This is a genomic window from Streptomyces sp. SID5785 (assembly GCF_009870065.1).
Lineage (GTDB): Bacteria > Actinomycetota > Actinomycetes > Streptomycetales > Streptomycetaceae > Streptomyces.
Window position 1 is genome coordinate 1 of record NZ_WWIA01000320.1, and the last position, 15,222, is coordinate 15,222.

A 15,222-nucleotide genomic window follows, 5' to 3' on the forward strand; every position below is an offset into this window, starting at 1 on the left:
CAGCGGCTTCGCCGCGGGGCGCGACCAGCCCCCACCGGCCCGCAGGGGGACCAAGAACCCCGGGTCAGAAGCCGGCGGGCTCCACGTAGACGCCCCACTCGTCGCGCAGCACACCGCAGATCTCGCCCAGCGTCGCTTCCGCCCGCACCGCGTCGAGCATCGGCCCGATCATGTTCGACCCGTCCCGCGCGGCGGCGACCATCGCCTCCAGGGCCGACCGCACGACCGCGTCGTCCCGCCGCGCCTTGCGGTCGCCGAGCGCCCGGACCTGCTCGCGCTCGACCTCGTGGCTGACGCGCAGGATCTCGAGGTCGCCGGTGACGGACCCGGTCGCCGTGTTGACGCCGACGACCCGCTTGTCGCCCTTCTCGAGCGACTGCTGGTACCGGAACGCCGATTCGGCGATCTCGCCGGTGAACCAGCCGTCCTCGATGCCGCGCAGGATGCCGGACGTGACGGGCCCGATGGGGTGCTGCCCGTCGGGGTGCGCCCGCAGACCACGCTCCTTGATCTGGTCGAAGATCTTCTCGGCGTCGGCCTCGATGCGGTCGGTGAGCTGCTCGACGAACCAGGAACCGCCCAGCGGGTCCGCGACGTTGGCGACGCCGGTCTCCTCCATCAGGACCTGCTGCGTGCGCAGGGCGATCTCGGCGGCCTGCTCGCTGGGCAGGGCGAGGGTCTCGTCGAGCGCGTTGGTGTGCAGGGAGTTGGTGCCGCCGAGCACGGCCGCCAGCGCCTCCACGGCGGTCCGGACGACGTTGTTGTACGGCTGCTGCGCGGTGAGCGAGACGCCGGCGGTCTGGGTGTGGAAGCGCAGCCACTGGGCCTTGTCGCTCCGCGCCCCGTAGACGTCACGCATCCAGCGGGCCCAGATGCGGCGCGCGGCGCGGAACTTGGCGATCTCCTCGAAGAAGTCGACGTGCGCGTCGAAGAAGAAGGAGAGGCCGGGCGCGAACACGTCCACGTCGAGGCCGCGGGACAGGCCGAGCTCGACGTACCCGAAGCCGTCGGCGAGCGTGTACGCGAGCTCCTGCGCGGCCGTGGCTCCGGCCTCGCGGATGTGGTAGCCGGAGACCGACAGGGGCTTGTAGGCGGGGATGGAGGCGGCGCAGTGCTCCATCAGGTCGCCGATGAGGCGCAGGTGCGGCTCGGGCTCGAAGAGCCACTCCTTCTGCGCGATGTACTCCTTGAAGATGTCGGTCTGGAGCGTGCCGTTGAGCACAGCCGGGTCGACGCCCTGCCGCTCGGCGGCGACGAGGTACATGCAGAAGACCGGGACGGCGGGGCCGCTGATCGTCATCGAGGTCGTGACGTCGCCGAGCGGGATGTCCTTGAAGAGGACCTCCATGTCGGCGGCGGAGTCGATGGCGACGCCGCAGTGGCCGACCTCGCCGAGCGCGCGGGGGTCGTCGGAGTCGCGGCCCATGAGCGTCGGCATGTCGAAGGCGACGGAGAGGCCGCCGCCGCCGGCGGCCAGGATCATCTTGTAGCGCTCGTTCGTCTGCTCGGCGTTGCCGAACCCGGCGAACTGGCGGATGGTCCAGGTCCGGCCCCGGTACCCGGTCGGGTAGAGCCCGCGGGTGAAGGGGTACTCACCGGGCCAGCCGATCCGCTCGAAGCCCTCGTAGGTGTCCCCGGGCCGGGGCCCGTAGGCCGGCTCGACCGGGTCACCGGAGAGCGTCGTGAAGTCGGCGTCGCGCTTGCGGGCGGCGTCGTAACGGGCCTGCCAGCGACGGCGGCCTTCCTCGATCGCGTCAGCGTCCATGCTTCCCATGCCTCAAATTTACTTGGACGTCCTAGTAAATGTCGATGGGAAACGGCGGCCGACCCGCGGGGCCGGACCGCCGTGCGGGCCGTCAGGCCCCGGCGAGCGCCTCGTCGGGGTCCTTGACCTTGGCGTCCAGCTCCGCGGAGATCTTGCGCTCCACGAAGAACGCCGCCGTCGGGATGGTGCCCGCGATCAGTACCCACAGCTGCTTGCCGACCGGCCACTTGGCCTTGGAGCCCAGGTCGAAGGCGCAGATCAGGTAGACGACGTAGAGCCAGCCGTGCGCGATGGCGATGACCTTCGTGAGGTCGTCCGCGCCGTCCGCCTTGAACGCGTACTTGGCGATCATGCCGAGGCAGAGGAGGACGAGGAGGACACCGGTCACGTAGGCCATGACGCGGTAGCGAGTCAGCACGCTCTTCTTCATGGGTCGAGCGTAACCGTCCGTTTTGCTCGATCTCGAGGCGGCCCCGGTGGGGTCCGTCACGCCTCGTCGAAGTCCTTCGCGGCCACCCGCAGGGGGCGCAGCATCGCGAAGATCTCCGCGCACTCCTCCGCGTCGTAGACCCCGAGGCCGAAGTCCATCCCCATCAGGTCCCTGGTGGCCGCCTCGACCACCTCGCGGCCCTTCTCGGTGATCGTGGCGAGGGTGCCGCGCCCGTCGTTGGGGTTGGGGCGCTTGTCGACGAGACCGGACCGCACCAGGCGGTCGACCGTGTTCGTCACGGACGTCGGGTGCACCATCAGGCGCTCGCCGATCTTCGACATCGGCAGCTCGCCCGCCTTGGAGAAGGTGAGCAGCACGAGTGCCTCGTAGCGCGCGAAGGTGAGCCCGTACGGCTTGACGACCGAGTCGACCTCGGCGAGCAGGATCTGGTGCGCGCGCATGATCGAGGTGATCGCGGCCATGGAGGGCACGGCACCCCAGCGCTGTTCCCAGAGTTCGTCGGCGCGGGCGATCGGGTCGAAGGCAAGACTGAGCGGCTTGGGCACGCCCCCGACCCTACCGGCCGGTCATATGCCGGTCAGCCCCGTCTCGCCCTTTGACCGCCCGGCCCGGCCGTACGGACCCGAGCGGGGCCTGATCGATGGAACTCTGGCCACTCTCCGTCACCATTGCCCGGATTGTGACGGTTCGATCCGTAGCATGCGGCACGCACCACCCGCTCCGCTCGCCACTGCTCGTTCCGAACCGATTGCTCGCTCCGAACCAGGGGGCAGGATGCCCGTCCCGTCCGTCCGTCCACCCGTCCGCGCCCTCGTGGCCGCCGCACTTCTCGTGACCGCCCTGACCGCAGGCTGCACCGACGGCGGCCGTGAGGGCCGCGCCGCCACCACCGCCGGGCGCACCGCCCCCGGCGACACCTCCGACAGCTCGCCCTTCTGGGTCGACCCCGACTCGGCGGCGGCCACCCAGGCCGCCGCCTGGCAGAAGCAGGGGCGTACCTCCGACGCGGCCGTGATCCGGCGCATCTCCGCCCACCCACAGGGCATGTGGGTGCCCGGCGACTACCCGCGCCCCGCGATCGCCGCCGCGGCCTCGCAGGCGAAGAAGGCCGACAAGACGATGGTCCTGGTCGCCTACAACATCCCGCACCGGGACTGCGGACAGCACTCGGCCGGCGGGGCGCACAGCGCGGACTTCTACTACCAGTGGATCGACGCGTTCGCGACGGGCATCGGCGACGCGAAGGCGCTCGTCGTCCTGGAGCCCGACGCGCTCGGGCACATCGTCGACGGCTGCACCCCCGCCGAGTACCAGGAGGAGCGGTACCAGCTGATCTCCGGGGCCGTGGACCGGCTGAAGAAGCAGCCGAACACCAAGGTGTACCTCGACGCCGGCAACCCCGCCTGGATCCCGGACGCCTCCAAGCTGGTGGAGCCGCTGCGCCGGGCCGGCATCGACAAGGCGGACGGCTTCTCGCTGAACGTCTCCAACTTCCAGACGGACGAGGCGAGCACCGCGTACGGGAAGCTGCTCTCGCAGGCGCTGGGCGGTGCCCACTTCGTCGTGGACACCAGCCGCAACGGCGCCGGTCCGTACGGGAACGGCCAGGCCGACGCGTGGTGCAATCCGCCGGGGCGGCGGCTCGGCACCGCGCCGACCACCCGGACCGGTGATCCGCTGGTCGACGCGTTCCTCTGGGTCAAGCGGCCCGGCGAGTCGGACGGCACGTGCCGGGGCGGTCCGCCCGCGGGCAAGTGGTGGGCCGACTACGCGCTGGGCCTGGCCCGCGGCGCACGCGGCTGACACCACCGCTCCCCCTCAGGCACGTCAGTCGTCCGAGCCGACCTTGACCCACTTCGCCTCGGACGACACGCCGTCGGCGTCCGTCACGAAGAGCATGTACCAGCCCGGCGGCACCAGGGCCGGGTCCTTCGGGACGCCGAGGGTGACCGCTCCCTTCTCCTTCTTCAGGTCCAGCGCGATCGAGCGCTGCTCGACGTCCGTCGTGTGGGTCACGGCGGAGGGCCGCATCAGCCGGGCCGACGTGATCCGGCCCGCGTCGGCGGTCCGGTACGTCACGCGGTGGCTGTCCGGCAGCTGCTCGGGCCCGGCGCCGAGCACCGGCCGCTTGTCGCCGCCCCGGTGCAGCGCGGGCGGGGTGAAGATCTCCATGCGCTGCTCGAAGTGGCCCAGCTTGGTGTTCTGCTGGTCGTCGAAGAGCGGGTCGGAGCCGAACGTGACCACGCGCCCGTCGGGCAGCAGCAGCGCCTCCGAGTGGTAGTTGCGGCCGACGGTCGGTTCGGCCGCCTCGTGGAAGCCGTTGTCCTTGGGGTCGTAGAACTGCGCCTTGAAGATGTTGCTGGCACTGCGCCCGCGGTAGTCGCTCGACCCGTTCGTGGTGAAGACGGTGTCGTCCGGCATGATCACGCTGTTCAGGTAGCGGGTGCCCTGCGGGAGTTTCGGGCCGGACGTGAAGGACGGGTTCTCCTGCTTGAGGTCCACGACCGCCGTGCGCGCCGTCGACTTCTTCGACTCGCCGACTCCGCCACCGCCGAGGACCATCACCTTCTGGTCCTGCGCCGGGGGCAGCAGCAGGGACGCCGACGTCTCCGTCTCGTCCTGGTCCTCGAGGCCGGGCACCTTCTCGAAGGTGTTGGTCTTCAGGTCCCACAGGCCGGGCTCACGGCCCTTGTCGGCGGGGCCGTACCCGGCGTTGGACGCGGGGTAGAAGAGCTTGCCGCCCTTGGTGAGGAAGAGCGCCGGGTACGTCGGGAAGTACCGCTTGGGGCCCATCGACCACTTCTTGGTCTTCGGGTCGTAGATCTCGTTGTCCCCGGGGTCGATGACGCCGACGTCGTCCAGGCCGGAGACGGCGAGCACCCGGCCGTCCGCCAGGCCGACCAGGGTCGGGTACCAGCGGGCCTTCGCCATCGGGTCGACCGGCACGTACTTCTCGGCGACCGGGTCGAACTCGTAGGCCGCCCGGATCCCCTGGAAGTCCTCCTTGTCCATGGTGATCTTCTCGGAGAGCCCGTAGACGTTGTCGGCGTCCTTGCCGTCCAGGCCCTCGACCTCGTACTGCGCCTGCTTCTTCGTCTCGTACTGCTTGCCCTCGCGGGTGGCCTGCACGAAGACGCGGGCCTCGCTCGCGGTGACCTTCGTCTTCCAGGGCTGCATCACGCCGGCCCGGCTGTACGTGATCTGCTGCTTGCGCTTGGCCTTCGGGATCGTGACGTCGAACTGGGAGACGTACTCGACCCCGGACGGCGAGCGGAACCGGGTGCCCTTCTTCAGGGTGACGGCCTTGTCGGGGCTCTCGTTCTTGACCCGCATGCCGCCGCCGGCCTTGGTGACCTCGCCGTCGAGCTGCTCGTAGCGGGCCGTGCCGCCGGCCACCAGGAGCTTGCCCGAGGGAAGCTGGGCGTGGCCGCCGCAGAAGAAGTCCACCGGGGTGGCGATCTTCTTGAAGGTGTTCTTCTGCGGGTCCCACAGCACGGTGTCGAAGCTGCCCTTGTCGAACTTCTTCTGCTCGTTGCCGGAGCCGGCGACGATGAGGACCTTGCCGGTGTGCAGCAGCGCCGCGTGGATCGCGTTGGTCCGGTACTTCTCGGGGATGTCGACCCGCGACCAGGAGCCGTACTGCGCCTGGTACTCCGGCTGGGCGATCTTCCAGTCGTGGTACTGCTCGGACGCGAAGGTCCAGGCGGCCGGGGCGTTCAGTCCGACCAGGAGGGCCGCGGCGCTCGCCGTCAGGATGCTCTTCTTCATGCGCGGGGTGGGCCGGTAGGCCATGGGTCAGTTCCCTCCTGTGCTCGTGCTGGTGACGCGGCCGGCGCTCACGGCCAGGGCGGGCTCGTGCTCGGGCTCCGCGGCGGGGGCGGCGGCCGGGCGGGCGCGGCGCTCGGTGACGTACCAGACGACGGCCGGGGCGAGCGCGATGCACAGGGCGAGGACCGCCCAGGTGCGCATGGCCGCGTGGGTGTGGTCGAGGACGACGGACGCCAGGAGCGAGGTGCCGAGCACGGCGGCCCAGGTCAGATGGATCCGGAAGGTGAGCGGCCGGTCCGGGCTGGCGTCGCCGCCCTTCGGGGTGACCACGAAGCGGCTGGGGCGGCGCAGCAGGGCCGCGCCGAGCGACTTGAGGTAGATGGGCGCGGAGATCGCGGACATCGCCATGCCGGCCAGGCCGCCGGAGCCCTCGGGCTCGTGCGGGGAGACGTTGTGCCGGCGGTTCCACAGGTAGAGGCCGACCTGGAGTGCGGCGGCGTCGCTGTAGAGCATCAGCCACACGGACGCGGACACCTCGGTGCCGGACGCGCCGAACCAGAGGAACAGCACGCAGCTGAGCACGCCGAGCAGCCAGTTGACGGCCGTCATGGGGTAGTAGAAGAGCATCATCGTGTACGAGAACAGGCGGCCCGGGGGCATCGAGAGCGGCGCCTTCCAGTACTGCTTGAACAGCGTCTCGTAGGTGCCGCGCGACCAGCGCATCTGCTGGGTGAAGAAGTCCGTCCAGGAGGCCGGGCCCTCGCCGACGGCGAGCACGTCGGGGGTGTAGACGGAGCGCCAGTGCGCCCGGGTCAGCGGGTTCTTGTGCCGGTGGATCTCGAAGCCGGTGGCCATGTCCTCGGTGATGGAGTCGACGAGGCCGCCGATCTGGCGCAGGGCGCTGATGCGGACGACGTTGTTGGTGCCGACGAACATGGGGGCCCGGTAGCGGTTGCCGGCCCGCTGGATCAGCGCGTGGAAGAGGAACTGCTGGGACTCGGCGGCCTTGGTGACCGGGGAGGTGTAGTTGCCGTACACCTGCGGGCCGACGACGAAGGCGATGTCCGGGTCGCGGAAGTACCCCATCATGCGCTCGAGGAACTCGGGGTGCGGCACGTGGTCGGTGTCGACGGAGGCGAAGAAGTCGTAGGCGCCGCCGTGCATCGCGAGCCAGGCGTTGTAGTTGCCGTGCTTGGTGCGGGTCTTGTGGACGCCCTTCTTCTGGTTCCACTCCGGGACGCCGAAGCGGGTGAAGTGGCGTACGCCGAGCTCGGCGCAGAGGGCCTTGGCGGCGGTGTCGTCGCCCTCGTCGAGCAGCCACACGTCGAACGGGCCGTCGTGCCGGATGCGCACGGCGCCCTCGAGGGTGGCCCGCACCATCGCGAGGGGCTCCTTGCCGGGGACGTACGTCGTGAGGAACGCGACCCGGGTGCCCGGTTCGGGGACGACGGGGACGGGGTCCCTGGCGACCATCGTCGCGTGGGCGATGGACAGGACGTTGACGAGCATGAACAGCTCGATGAGCCCGATCGAGACGAGCATCACGGTGTCGAGTCCGACGAGCCAGCTGTCGCCGCCCTCGCGCTCGACCCAGTGGCTGGGCCAGACGAGATAGACGAGGAGCGCCCCGGTGAGCACCGGCGCCAGGCTCATCAGCAGGACGGCGCGTATTCGGCGGGGCTCGCGCGAGAGCAGCGATGTGTACTGGACCCGGTAACGGCCCCGGCCGGACGGCTTCGTCAGCGGTCCGGCCAGCCGGCTGTAGGTGTCGTAGTCATAGCTCTCAGGCCGCACAGCGCCCTCCAGGATCTGGTGATCGGCCGTATCGATACCCTCACCAAAAGGGACATCTTTGGGCGTGTCTAACCAGAGCGGGCGGACGAGTGAGCTATAGAGCCATGCAGGCGAGTGAACGGACCTGCCGGGGCGTCAGGCGGCGCGGCGGGCCGGCCTGACGCCTCGTCGACTGACGGCGCGTCCGGAGTGCGTGCGGAGCATGTCCGGGGCGCGTCCCGGCGTCATGGCGCCGGTGCGGGGACGCCGATGCGGTGCTACGGCGCGGAGAGATGGCGCTCGATCGTGTCGACCTTCGACGTCAGGCCGTCGGTGACGCCGGGTCGGATGTCGGCCTTGAGGACGAGCGAGACGCGCGGGGCGCGCTCCTCGACGGCGGCGACGGCGCGCTTGACGACGTCCATGACCTCGTCCCAGGACTCTCCCTCGATCGAGGTGAACATCGCGTCGGTGCGGTGCGGCAGGCCGGACTCGCGCACGACGCGGACCGCGTCGGCGACGTACTCCCCCACGTCCTCGCCGACCCCGAGCGGGGTCACGGAGAAGGCGACGATCATGCGTTCACGACACCTTCCTTGCGGGCGCGGGTCGCGATGACCGCGTCCTCGGCCTCGCGCTTGAGCTTGCGCTCGGCGAAGAAGCCGCCGGTGGGCAGGACGGACAGGACGAAGTAGAGGGCGGCGCGGCCGACGCCCCACTTCGCACGGTTCCAGGCGTCCAGCCAGAAGATCACGTAGAGCACGAAGAGCACGCCGTGCACCGCGCCCATCACCGGCACCGCGTTGAAGTCCGTCGTCCGCTTGAGCACGGAGCACACGAGCAGCAGCAGGAAGGAGACGGCCTCCGGGGCGGAGACCAGACGGAGGCGGCGGAGGGCGGAGGCGGTCTTGATGTCCACGGGGCACCTTCGGCAGAAGCGGGAGTGGCGGCGGTCGGCCGTGCCCCGGTTTTGTCAGGGCATGACGATCTTGTGAACGTACGCACAAGCGTCACCCATTGTGGCACCGCGCCCCGCGCACCCTGTCGGCGGGCTCCCCCGCCGGATACCGTCGGGCACGTGGCGACCTTCCGACTCCAGGGCAGCAAGATGCTCGCCGTCGACATGGCGGACGACAACGACAGCGTCAGGGCGAAGAACGGGGCGATGGTCGCCTACGACGGCCGGATGACCTTCAAGCGGCTCAGCGGGGGCGGCGAGGGCATCCGCGGGATGATGACGCGCCGCGTCACGGGCGAGCACATGACCGTGATGGAGGTGAAGGGCCAGGGCACGTGCTGGTTCGCGGACCGTGCGAGCGAGATCAATCTGGTGGAGCTGCGCGGGGACCGGCTCTACGTCGAGGCGAGCAATCTGCTGTGCACGGCGACGGGTCTGCGCACCGGCACCACCTTCACGGGGATGCGCGGAGCGGCGCAGGGCAACGGGCTGTTCACGACGACCGTCGAGGGCCACGGCCAGGCCGCCGTCATGAGCGACGGGCCCGCGGTGGTGCTCCGGGTGAGCGGCGCGTTCCCGCTGGCGGTCGACCCGGGCGCGTACATCGCGCACCAGGGCGAGCTGCGGCAGACGCTCCAGTCCGGGGTCACCTCCCGTACGTTCATGGGTGAGGGCGGCGGCGAGGGCGTCCAGCTCCGGTTCGAGGGCGAGGGGCTGGTCTACGTGCAGCCCAGCGAGCGCAACACGATCGGGGGAAACGTGTGACGAGGGGGAGCGCGTGACCAGGGGGACCGGCTGATGCCCTTCACCGAGATCAACTCGAAGATGATCGAGGCCCGGATCGTGCCCGGGCAACGCCTGTACAGCCAGCGCGGGGCGATGCTCGCCTACCGGGGGAACGTGAGCTTCACCCCGAACCTCCAGGGCGGCACGGGCGGACTGACGTCCATGATCGGGCGCCGGGTGGCCGGCGAGGCGACGCCGCTGATGACCGTGGAGGGCGACGGCACCGTGCTGTTCGGGCACGGCGGACACCACATCCAGGTGATCGAGCTGACCGGCGACACCCTCTACGTGGAGGCGGACCGGCTGCTCGCCTTCGACGGGGCGCTGCAGCAGGGCACGATGTTCATGGGCTCGCAGGGCGGCGTGATGGGCATGGTCCGCGGCCAGGTCACCGGGCAGGGGCTGTTCACCACGACGCTGTACGGGCACGGGTCGGTGGCCGTCCTGGCGCACGGGGGCGTCATCGAGGTACCCATCGAGCCGGGCCGCCCGGTGCACGTGGACCCGCAGGCGTACGTCGCGCACCACGGATCCGTGGAGAACCGGCTGTCCACGGCGCTCGGCTGGCGGGAGATGGTGGGCCGCGGCAGCGGTGAGGGGTTCCAGCTGGAGCTGAGCGGCCGCGGGGCCGTCTACGTGCAGGCCTCGGAGGAGAAGCTGTGACGGCCGGTCCGACCGTGTTCGACCCGGCGACCCTGCCGGTCGACGACAACGTGAACCCGTACACGTTCTGCGTGGACCTGAAGGGGGCGGGCGGGGCGCCGGGCGGCTACGGCGGCGGTCAGTGGTTCCTCCAGAAGGGCAAGATGATCGCCTACTACGGGCACATCCAGTTCAACGGGATCGGGCACGGGCACCTCCAGCACCTGGTGCGCACCTCGTTCCACTCGCCGCTGCACGCGATGGACTGGGTCGTCGCGGAGGGCAACGGCAAGATGCTGCTCGCGGACCGGGCCTTCGACGTGAACTCGTACGACCTGGACGACGGCAATCTGACGATCCGGGCGGCCAACCTGCTCGCTTTTCAGCCAAGTCTCTCGCTGAAGCAGTCCATCGTCCCCGGCTTCCTCACACTCATTGGCACCGGCAAATTCGTCGCTGCTTCAAACGGTCCCGTGGTGTTCATGGAGCCTCCGCTGCGGGTGGATCCGGAGGCGCTCGTCGGCTGGGCCGACTGCCCGTCGCCGTGCCACCACTACGACCACGCGTACCTGACCGGGGTGATCGGCGGTCTACGTGCGATGACGGGGATCGGCGGCACCTCCGGCGAGGAGCACCAGTTCGAGTTCGTGGGGGCCGGGACCGTCCTGCTGCAGTCCAGCGAGTCATTGATCCCGGAACAACCGGGCGTCCCGGGCAGGTGACCTGTCTCACGGCCGGGTCCGCGCACGCCGGGAGCGGGCACCGCGCCTTCCCGGACAGCTCCGCGGCCGCCGACTTCGCTCCGCGCTGTGAACGGTAGTCTGCGGAGTGTGACGTCGAACGCGTGACCCCATCGGGGGAGGCACCCTGGAGGGACCGGGTGGACAGGGGGTGGGCGGCGTCACAACTCCCAGATTCGTTCACCTTTCAACTTTTTAGGTAGACTCGATTACATGGAGACCCAGACGGCCCCGCAGTGGCTGACCGACGAGGAGCAGTGCGCCTGGCGCACCCACCTGGAGGTCAACAGGCTGCTCAACTACCAGCTGGAGAGAGACCTCCAGCCCTTCGGCCTGACCATGAACGACTACGAGATCCTGGTCAACCTCTCCGAGGCGGAGGACCACCGCATGCGGATGAGCGACCTCGCGGCCGCGACCCTGCAGTCCAAGTCCCGCCTCTCCCACCAGATCACCCGGATGGAGAACGCGGGCCTGGTCCGCCGCGAGAACTGCGAGTCGGACCGGCGCGGCCTCTACACCGTGCTGACCGACTACGGCCTGGAGACCATGCGCCAGGTCGCCCCGCACCACGTGGCGTCCGTGCGCCGGAACTTCATCGACCTCGTCCCGGCCGAGGACCTGGCCGGCCTGCGCAGGGCGCTCGGCCCGATCGCCGACCACTTGCGTTCGCAGCGCGGCAAACCCTGACCGCCCCCGACGCACACGGCCGGGCGGCACACAGAGGACCGCCGACCTTCTCCGGGGCCCGCCCGGCCGGTCCCGGGGCGGCGTGAAACCGCCGTCCCGGCCTTCCCTGTCGCGTCCCGGCCTTCCGTTTCGGGTCCCGGTCTTCCCTTGCGCGTCCCGGCCCGTCGCGCCACCGTGGCGCACACCGTCAGGGTCAGCCCCCGGGCAGCCCGAGAGTGAACAGGGCGCCGCCCCCGGGCGCGGTGGCGACCGTCAGGGTGCCGCCGTGCCGCTCGGCCACGTCCCGGGCGATCGCGAGACCCAGACCCGCCCCGCCGCCGTCCCGTGACCGCGCGTCGTCGAGCCGTACGAACCGCTCGAAGACCCGCTCCCGCTCCGCCTCCGGCACCCCGTCGCCGTCGTCCGCGACCGCCACGAGGACCCGGCCGGACTCCCCCTCCACCGTGACCCGCACCGTCGTGCGGGCGTGCCGCTGCGCGTTGTCCACCAGGTTCGTGACGACCCGGGCCAGCTGGCCCCGCGACCCCGTCACGCGCGTCCGCTCACCCTGCACCGAGACCGACACCGGCACCCGGTCACCGGCCCGCTGCGACAGCTCCTCGCGGACCAGCGCGGCCACGTCCACCGCCGTGCCGGCCGGCCGCTCCCCCGCGTCGAGCCGCGCGAGCAGCAGCAGATCGGCGGCCAGCTCCTGCAGCCGTACGGTGTCCTCGACGGCGCCCGGCACATCGAGCAACGCCGGGTGCGCCGCGCCCACTTCGAGCTGCGTCCGCAGCGACGCGATCGGGCTGCGCAGCTCGTGCGAGGCGTCCGCCACGAAGCGGCGCTGGCGCTCCACCGAGTCCTCGAGCGCGGCCAGCGTCTCGTTCGTCGTACGGGCGAGCCGGGCCACCTCGTCGTGCGTGCCCGGGACCGGGACCCGGCGGCCCAGGTCGCGGGAGGCGGTGATCGCCGCCATCTCGGCCCGGATGCCCTCGACCGGGCGCAGCGCGCGCCGCGTCACCAGCCAGGTCACGGCGGCGACCACCACGAGCAGCAGCGGAAAACCGATCAGCATCGCGCGCGAGGTCGTCGTCACGGCGCTGCGCTCGGCCGACAGAGGCGCGCCCGCGAACACCGTCACGTCGCCGTACGGCGTGTCCTCGACCTCGACCGCGGCGAACCGGTAGTCGGCCGTGTCGCCGTCGACGGTGGCCGTGCCGTCGCTGAACCGGGTCTTGTCGTCGACCTCGCCCCGGGCCCGCGGTGAGGCACTGTCGTCGTCGCTGTCGTCCGCGTCGGCCCCGTCCTCCGCATCGTCGGCGCTCCCGCCGGTGGCGGGAGCGGGCGTGGCGGCGGCCGGGCGGACCGCGCCGGTCGCCGTCCCCGTGATGTGCTCCAGGTCCTCCGTCGCCGCGAGCAGCCGGCCGTGCTCGTCGACCACCTGCACCGGACCGGCGGCGTCGTCCAGGTCCAGGGCGTCCTTGCCGGTCTTCGTGACCAGCGACGCGGTCACCCGGCGGGCCGAGGCGTCGGCGGCGTCGTCCGCCTCCCCGGTCAGATTCGTGCGCAGGGCCAGCACGACGGCGGTGCCCGCGGCGACCAGCGCGACCGCGACGACGAGAGTGGCGGCGAGGGCGGCCCGCGCCCGTACGGAGCCGAGCAGCCGGCTCATCGCGGGACCTCCAGGAGGTAACCGGCGCCGCGCACCGTGCGGATGAGCTCCGCGCCGAGCTTGCGGCGCAGGGCGCTGACGTACACCTCGACGATGTTCGGATCACCCTCGTAGGCGAAGTCCCACACGTGCTCCAGGATCTCGCTCTTCGACACGACCTCGTCGCGGCGCAGCACGAGCTGCTCCAGCACCGCGAACTCCTTTGCCGTGAGCGGGACTTCACCGCCCTGGGCGCGCGTGACCCGGCGGGCCGCCGTGTCCACGGCGTACGGGCCGACGGTGTGCACGGCGTGCCCGCCGCCCGTACGGTCCCGGCGGCGCAGCAGGGCCTTCACGCGGGCCACGAGCACGACGTACGAGAACGGCTTGGTCAGGTAGTCGTCGGCGCCCGTGTCCAGGCCCTCCGCCTCGTCGTACTCGCCGTCCTTGGCGGTGAGCATCAGGATCGGCATGTCGTGACCGGCCGCGCGCAGGGCGGCACAGACGCGGTAACCGTTCGTCCCCGGCAGCATGATGTCGAGCACGACCAGGTCGTACGCGCCCTCGCTCGCCCGGTGCAGGCCCTCGGTGCCGTGGTGCACGACGTCCACCGCACAGCCCTCGGCGGTGAGGCCGGCGGCCAGGGAGAGGGCGAGGCGGCGCTCGTCCTCCACGATCAGGACCCGAGGGGGGCGGCGCGCGGCGCCTCGAGCGGGGCGGTGGTGGGAGACGGGCGGGAGCATGGGTTCAGGGTGGCAGGTCGAAGCTGAAGGAGTCTTCAGGGTCCTTCAGCGGGGCTTCAGCATCGGTCGGGCAGCGTGGTTCTCGCAGCACCGCATCCGTACTCGACTCTTCTCGCCCTTCTCACCCTTGGAACGGGAGTTCTCATGAAGCGCCGTACCCTCACACTCTCCGCTGTCGCCGCCGCCGTCGTGATCGGGGCCGGCACCGCCACGACGGTGGCCTTCGCCGGGGAGGCCGACGACGACACGTCGTCGGCCGCGTCGCGGTCCAGCGTGCGGGCCGTCGACGACGACGATCGCGACGACGCCGACTCCAGCGCCGGCTCCGGCGCCGGCTCCGGCGCCGACTCCGACGGTCGGGACGACGACCGGCGGGAGAACGCACGGGAAGCCCGGGACGCCCGGGTGAGCGCCGAGGAGGCCGTCGCGGCGGCCCTGCGGCACACGCCCGGCACGGCGACCGAGGTGGACCTCGACTCCGACGACGGCCGGCTCGTCTGGGACGTCGACGTCCTCTCCGGCGGGAAGACCTGGCACCACGTCGTGGTCGACCCCGGCACGGGCAAGGTGCTCGGGGCACACGTCGAGCCCGACGACGACGATGACGACGACTCGGCGCGGCGGGTGTCGAGCGCGCTCCGCGGGACGTCGACGTCGGCGGCCGACGCGGCGCGGGCGGCGGCGGGGCGGGGTGCGGTCACGTCCGTGGAGCTGGACGACGACGCGGGGTCGCGGGGGCGGGCCTGGGAGGTCGAGACGACGTCCCCGTCCGGGGTGGAGCGGCACTGGCACGTCTCCCTGACCGGGACCACCCCGACCCCGGCCTACGACGACTGACCTGCGCCGCCTTGGCCGGGGCCCGCCGCGCCCCGGCCCCACGCCGCCCCCGCCTTGGGCAGTCTGCCTCCCCCAGACTCCGTCCGGGGGGGACCCCCAGGGCGGCACGGGTGGGCAAGGCGGCACCCCAGCACCGGACGCGCATCACGACGAGCCCGCGCCACGACACCCCGCCGTAGGGGCCAAGCCCCCATCGCCGACTCCCGCACCGTCGTGGCTGATCGCGCAGTTCCCCGCGCCCCTGACGGGGCAGTCCGACCCGGGGCCCGCACCGTCACGCCGCCCCACCCCCTCCGGGGCGCTCGGCCCGGCACCGGGCGTATCGGTGTCCACCTCGGGCATGCGCTGCCCCGACCCGGGTCGCAGGTCTACCGATACGCCGATACGCCCAGCCCGCGCCGTGGCGCCGCCCCGATCCCACCATCCCGCCCCCTCC

The 15,222-nt window shown here is 71.4% G+C and carries 14 protein-coding genes and 1 pseudogene; 6 read left to right on the forward strand and 9 right to left on the reverse strand.

All coding sequences use genetic code 11. From position 1 onward, the window contains the following. Positions 1-64: 64 nt before the first annotated feature. From GTW43_RS10420 to GTW43_RS10430, 3 genes are all read right to left on the reverse strand, one after another. Positions 65-1,765, reverse strand: a complete 1,701-nt coding sequence (locus GTW43_RS10420) for a methylmalonyl-CoA mutase family protein (protein ID WP_161301376.1) — start codon at positions 1,763-1,765, stop codon at positions 65-67. A gap of 91 nt (positions 1,766-1,856) precedes the next feature. Beyond that, the gene (locus GTW43_RS10425; RefSeq protein ID WP_161301362.1) at positions 1,857-2,195 is read right to left on the reverse strand and encodes a DUF3817 domain-containing protein; all 339 of its coding nucleotides are present in this window, start codon (positions 2,193-2,195) and stop codon (positions 1,857-1,859) included. A 56-nt stretch (positions 2,196-2,251) separates the two neighbouring features. Beyond that, positions 2,252-2,761 (reverse strand): MarR family transcriptional regulator, encoded by a 510-nt coding sequence (locus tag GTW43_RS10430; protein WP_161301363.1) that lies wholly within the window; start codon positions 2,759-2,761, stop codon positions 2,252-2,254. Positions 2,762-2,990: 229 nt separating this feature from the next. Between GTW43_RS10430 and GTW43_RS10435 the strand changes: the two genes are divergently transcribed. After that, on the forward strand, positions 2,991-4,019 hold the full coding sequence (locus GTW43_RS10435) for a glycoside hydrolase family 6 protein (RefSeq protein WP_161301364.1): 1,029 nt from the start codon (positions 2,991-2,993) through the stop codon (positions 4,017-4,019). A gap of 24 nt (positions 4,020-4,043) precedes the next feature. On the opposite strand, the gene GTW43_RS10440 is transcribed toward GTW43_RS10435, so the two are convergent. From GTW43_RS10440 to GTW43_RS10455, 4 genes are all read right to left on the reverse strand, one after another. Then, positions 4,044-6,008, reverse strand: coding sequence for a kelch motif-containing protein (locus tag GTW43_RS10440; protein ID WP_161301365.1), 1,965 nt, complete (start codon positions 6,006-6,008; stop codon positions 4,044-4,046). Between the two features lie 3 nt (positions 6,009-6,011). Further along, positions 6,012-7,778 carry a cellulose synthase catalytic subunit gene (locus GTW43_RS10445; protein ID WP_161301366.1) on the reverse strand — a complete coding sequence of 589 codons (1,767 nt, stop codon included), beginning with the start codon at positions 7,776-7,778 and terminating at the stop codon, positions 6,012-6,014. A gap of 257 nt (positions 7,779-8,035) precedes the next feature. Then, the gene (locus GTW43_RS10450; protein WP_161301367.1) at positions 8,036-8,335 is read right to left on the reverse strand and encodes an MTH1187 family thiamine-binding protein; all 300 of its coding nucleotides are present in this window, start codon (positions 8,333-8,335) and stop codon (positions 8,036-8,038) included. Beyond that, positions 8,332-8,676: a DUF3817 domain-containing protein gene (locus GTW43_RS10455; RefSeq protein ID WP_161301368.1), complete on the reverse strand. Its 345-nt coding sequence runs from the start codon at positions 8,674-8,676 to the stop codon at positions 8,332-8,334. The genes GTW43_RS10450 and GTW43_RS10455 overlap by 4 nt, the downstream gene beginning before the upstream one ends. A gap of 159 nt (positions 8,677-8,835) precedes the next feature. Here GTW43_RS10455 and GTW43_RS10460 point away from each other — a divergent pair, with 159 nt between their 5' ends. The 4 genes and pseudogenes from GTW43_RS10460 (at position 8,836) to GTW43_RS10475 (ending at position 11,573) form a co-directional block, all read left to right on the forward strand. After that, complete coding sequence (locus tag GTW43_RS10460) at positions 8,836-9,480, forward strand: AIM24 family protein (protein ID WP_161301369.1); 645 nt, start codon at positions 8,836-8,838, stop codon at positions 9,478-9,480. Between the two features lie 33 nt (positions 9,481-9,513). Next, positions 9,514-10,164 carry an AIM24 family protein gene (locus tag GTW43_RS10465; protein WP_161301370.1) on the forward strand — a complete coding sequence of 217 codons (651 nt, stop codon included), beginning with the start codon at positions 9,514-9,516 and terminating at the stop codon, positions 10,162-10,164. After that, positions 10,161-10,956: pseudogene (locus GTW43_RS10470) on the forward strand (AIM24 family protein). The gene GTW43_RS10465 and the pseudogene GTW43_RS10470 overlap by 4 nt, the downstream one beginning before the upstream one ends. A gap of 140 nt (positions 10,957-11,096) precedes the next feature. Further along, positions 11,097-11,573, forward strand: coding sequence for a MarR family transcriptional regulator (locus tag GTW43_RS10475; protein WP_161301372.1), 477 nt, complete (start codon positions 11,097-11,099; stop codon positions 11,571-11,573). Positions 11,574-11,766: 193 nt separating this feature from the next. Here GTW43_RS10475 and GTW43_RS10480 read toward each other — a convergent pair whose 3' ends face one another. Both GTW43_RS10480 and GTW43_RS10485 read right to left on the reverse strand, forming a co-directional pair. Next, on the reverse strand, positions 11,767-13,227 hold the full coding sequence (locus GTW43_RS10480) for an ATP-binding protein (protein WP_161301373.1): 1,461 nt from the start codon (positions 13,225-13,227) through the stop codon (positions 11,767-11,769). Further along, positions 13,224-13,949, reverse strand: coding sequence for a response regulator transcription factor (locus GTW43_RS10485; RefSeq protein WP_161301374.1), 726 nt, complete (start codon positions 13,947-13,949; stop codon positions 13,224-13,226). Before GTW43_RS10485 ends, GTW43_RS10480 begins: the two co-directional genes overlap by 4 nt. A 144-nt stretch (positions 13,950-14,093) precedes the next feature. On the opposite strand from GTW43_RS10485, the gene GTW43_RS10490 reads away from it, so the two are divergent. Then, complete coding sequence (locus GTW43_RS10490; protein WP_161301375.1) at positions 14,094-14,786, forward strand: PepSY domain-containing protein; 693 nt, start codon at positions 14,094-14,096, stop codon at positions 14,784-14,786. The last annotated feature ends 436 nt before the right edge of the window (positions 14,787-15,222 follow it).

Bases quoted from the DNA above. Each gene is read 5' to 3' on its own strand.
- GTW43_RS10485 (WP_161301374.1), bottom strand. From the start codon at position 13,949: ATGCTCCCGCCCGTCTCCCACCACCGCCCCGCTCGAGGCGCCGCGCGC.
- GTW43_RS10440 (WP_161301365.1), bottom strand. From the start codon at position 6,008: ATGGCCTACCGGCCCACCCCGCGCATGAAGAAGAGCATCCTGACGGCG.
- GTW43_RS10465 (WP_161301370.1), top strand. From the start codon at position 9,514: ATGCCCTTCACCGAGATCAACTCGAAGATGATCGAGGCCCGGATCGTG.
- GTW43_RS10480 (WP_161301373.1), bottom strand. From the start codon at position 13,227: ATGAGCCGGCTGCTCGGCTCCGTACGGGCGCGGGCCGCCCTCGCCGCC.
- GTW43_RS10475 (WP_161301372.1), top strand. From the start codon at position 11,097: ATGGAGACCCAGACGGCCCCGCAGTGGCTGACCGACGAGGAGCAGTGC.
- GTW43_RS10435 (WP_161301364.1), top strand. From the start codon at position 2,991: ATGCCCGTCCCGTCCGTCCGTCCACCCGTCCGCGCCCTCGTGGCCGCC.
- GTW43_RS10490 (WP_161301375.1), top strand. From the start codon at position 14,094: ATGAAGCGCCGTACCCTCACACTCTCCGCTGTCGCCGCCGCCGTCGTG.
- GTW43_RS10420 (WP_161301376.1), bottom strand. From the start codon at position 1,765: ATGGACGCTGACGCGATCGAGGAAGGCCGCCGTCGCTGGCAGGCCCGT.
- GTW43_RS10450 (WP_161301367.1), bottom strand. From the start codon at position 8,335: ATGATCGTCGCCTTCTCCGTGACCCCGCTCGGGGTCGGCGAGGACGTG.
- GTW43_RS10425 (WP_161301362.1), bottom strand. From the start codon at position 2,195: ATGAAGAAGAGCGTGCTGACTCGCTACCGCGTCATGGCCTACGTGACC.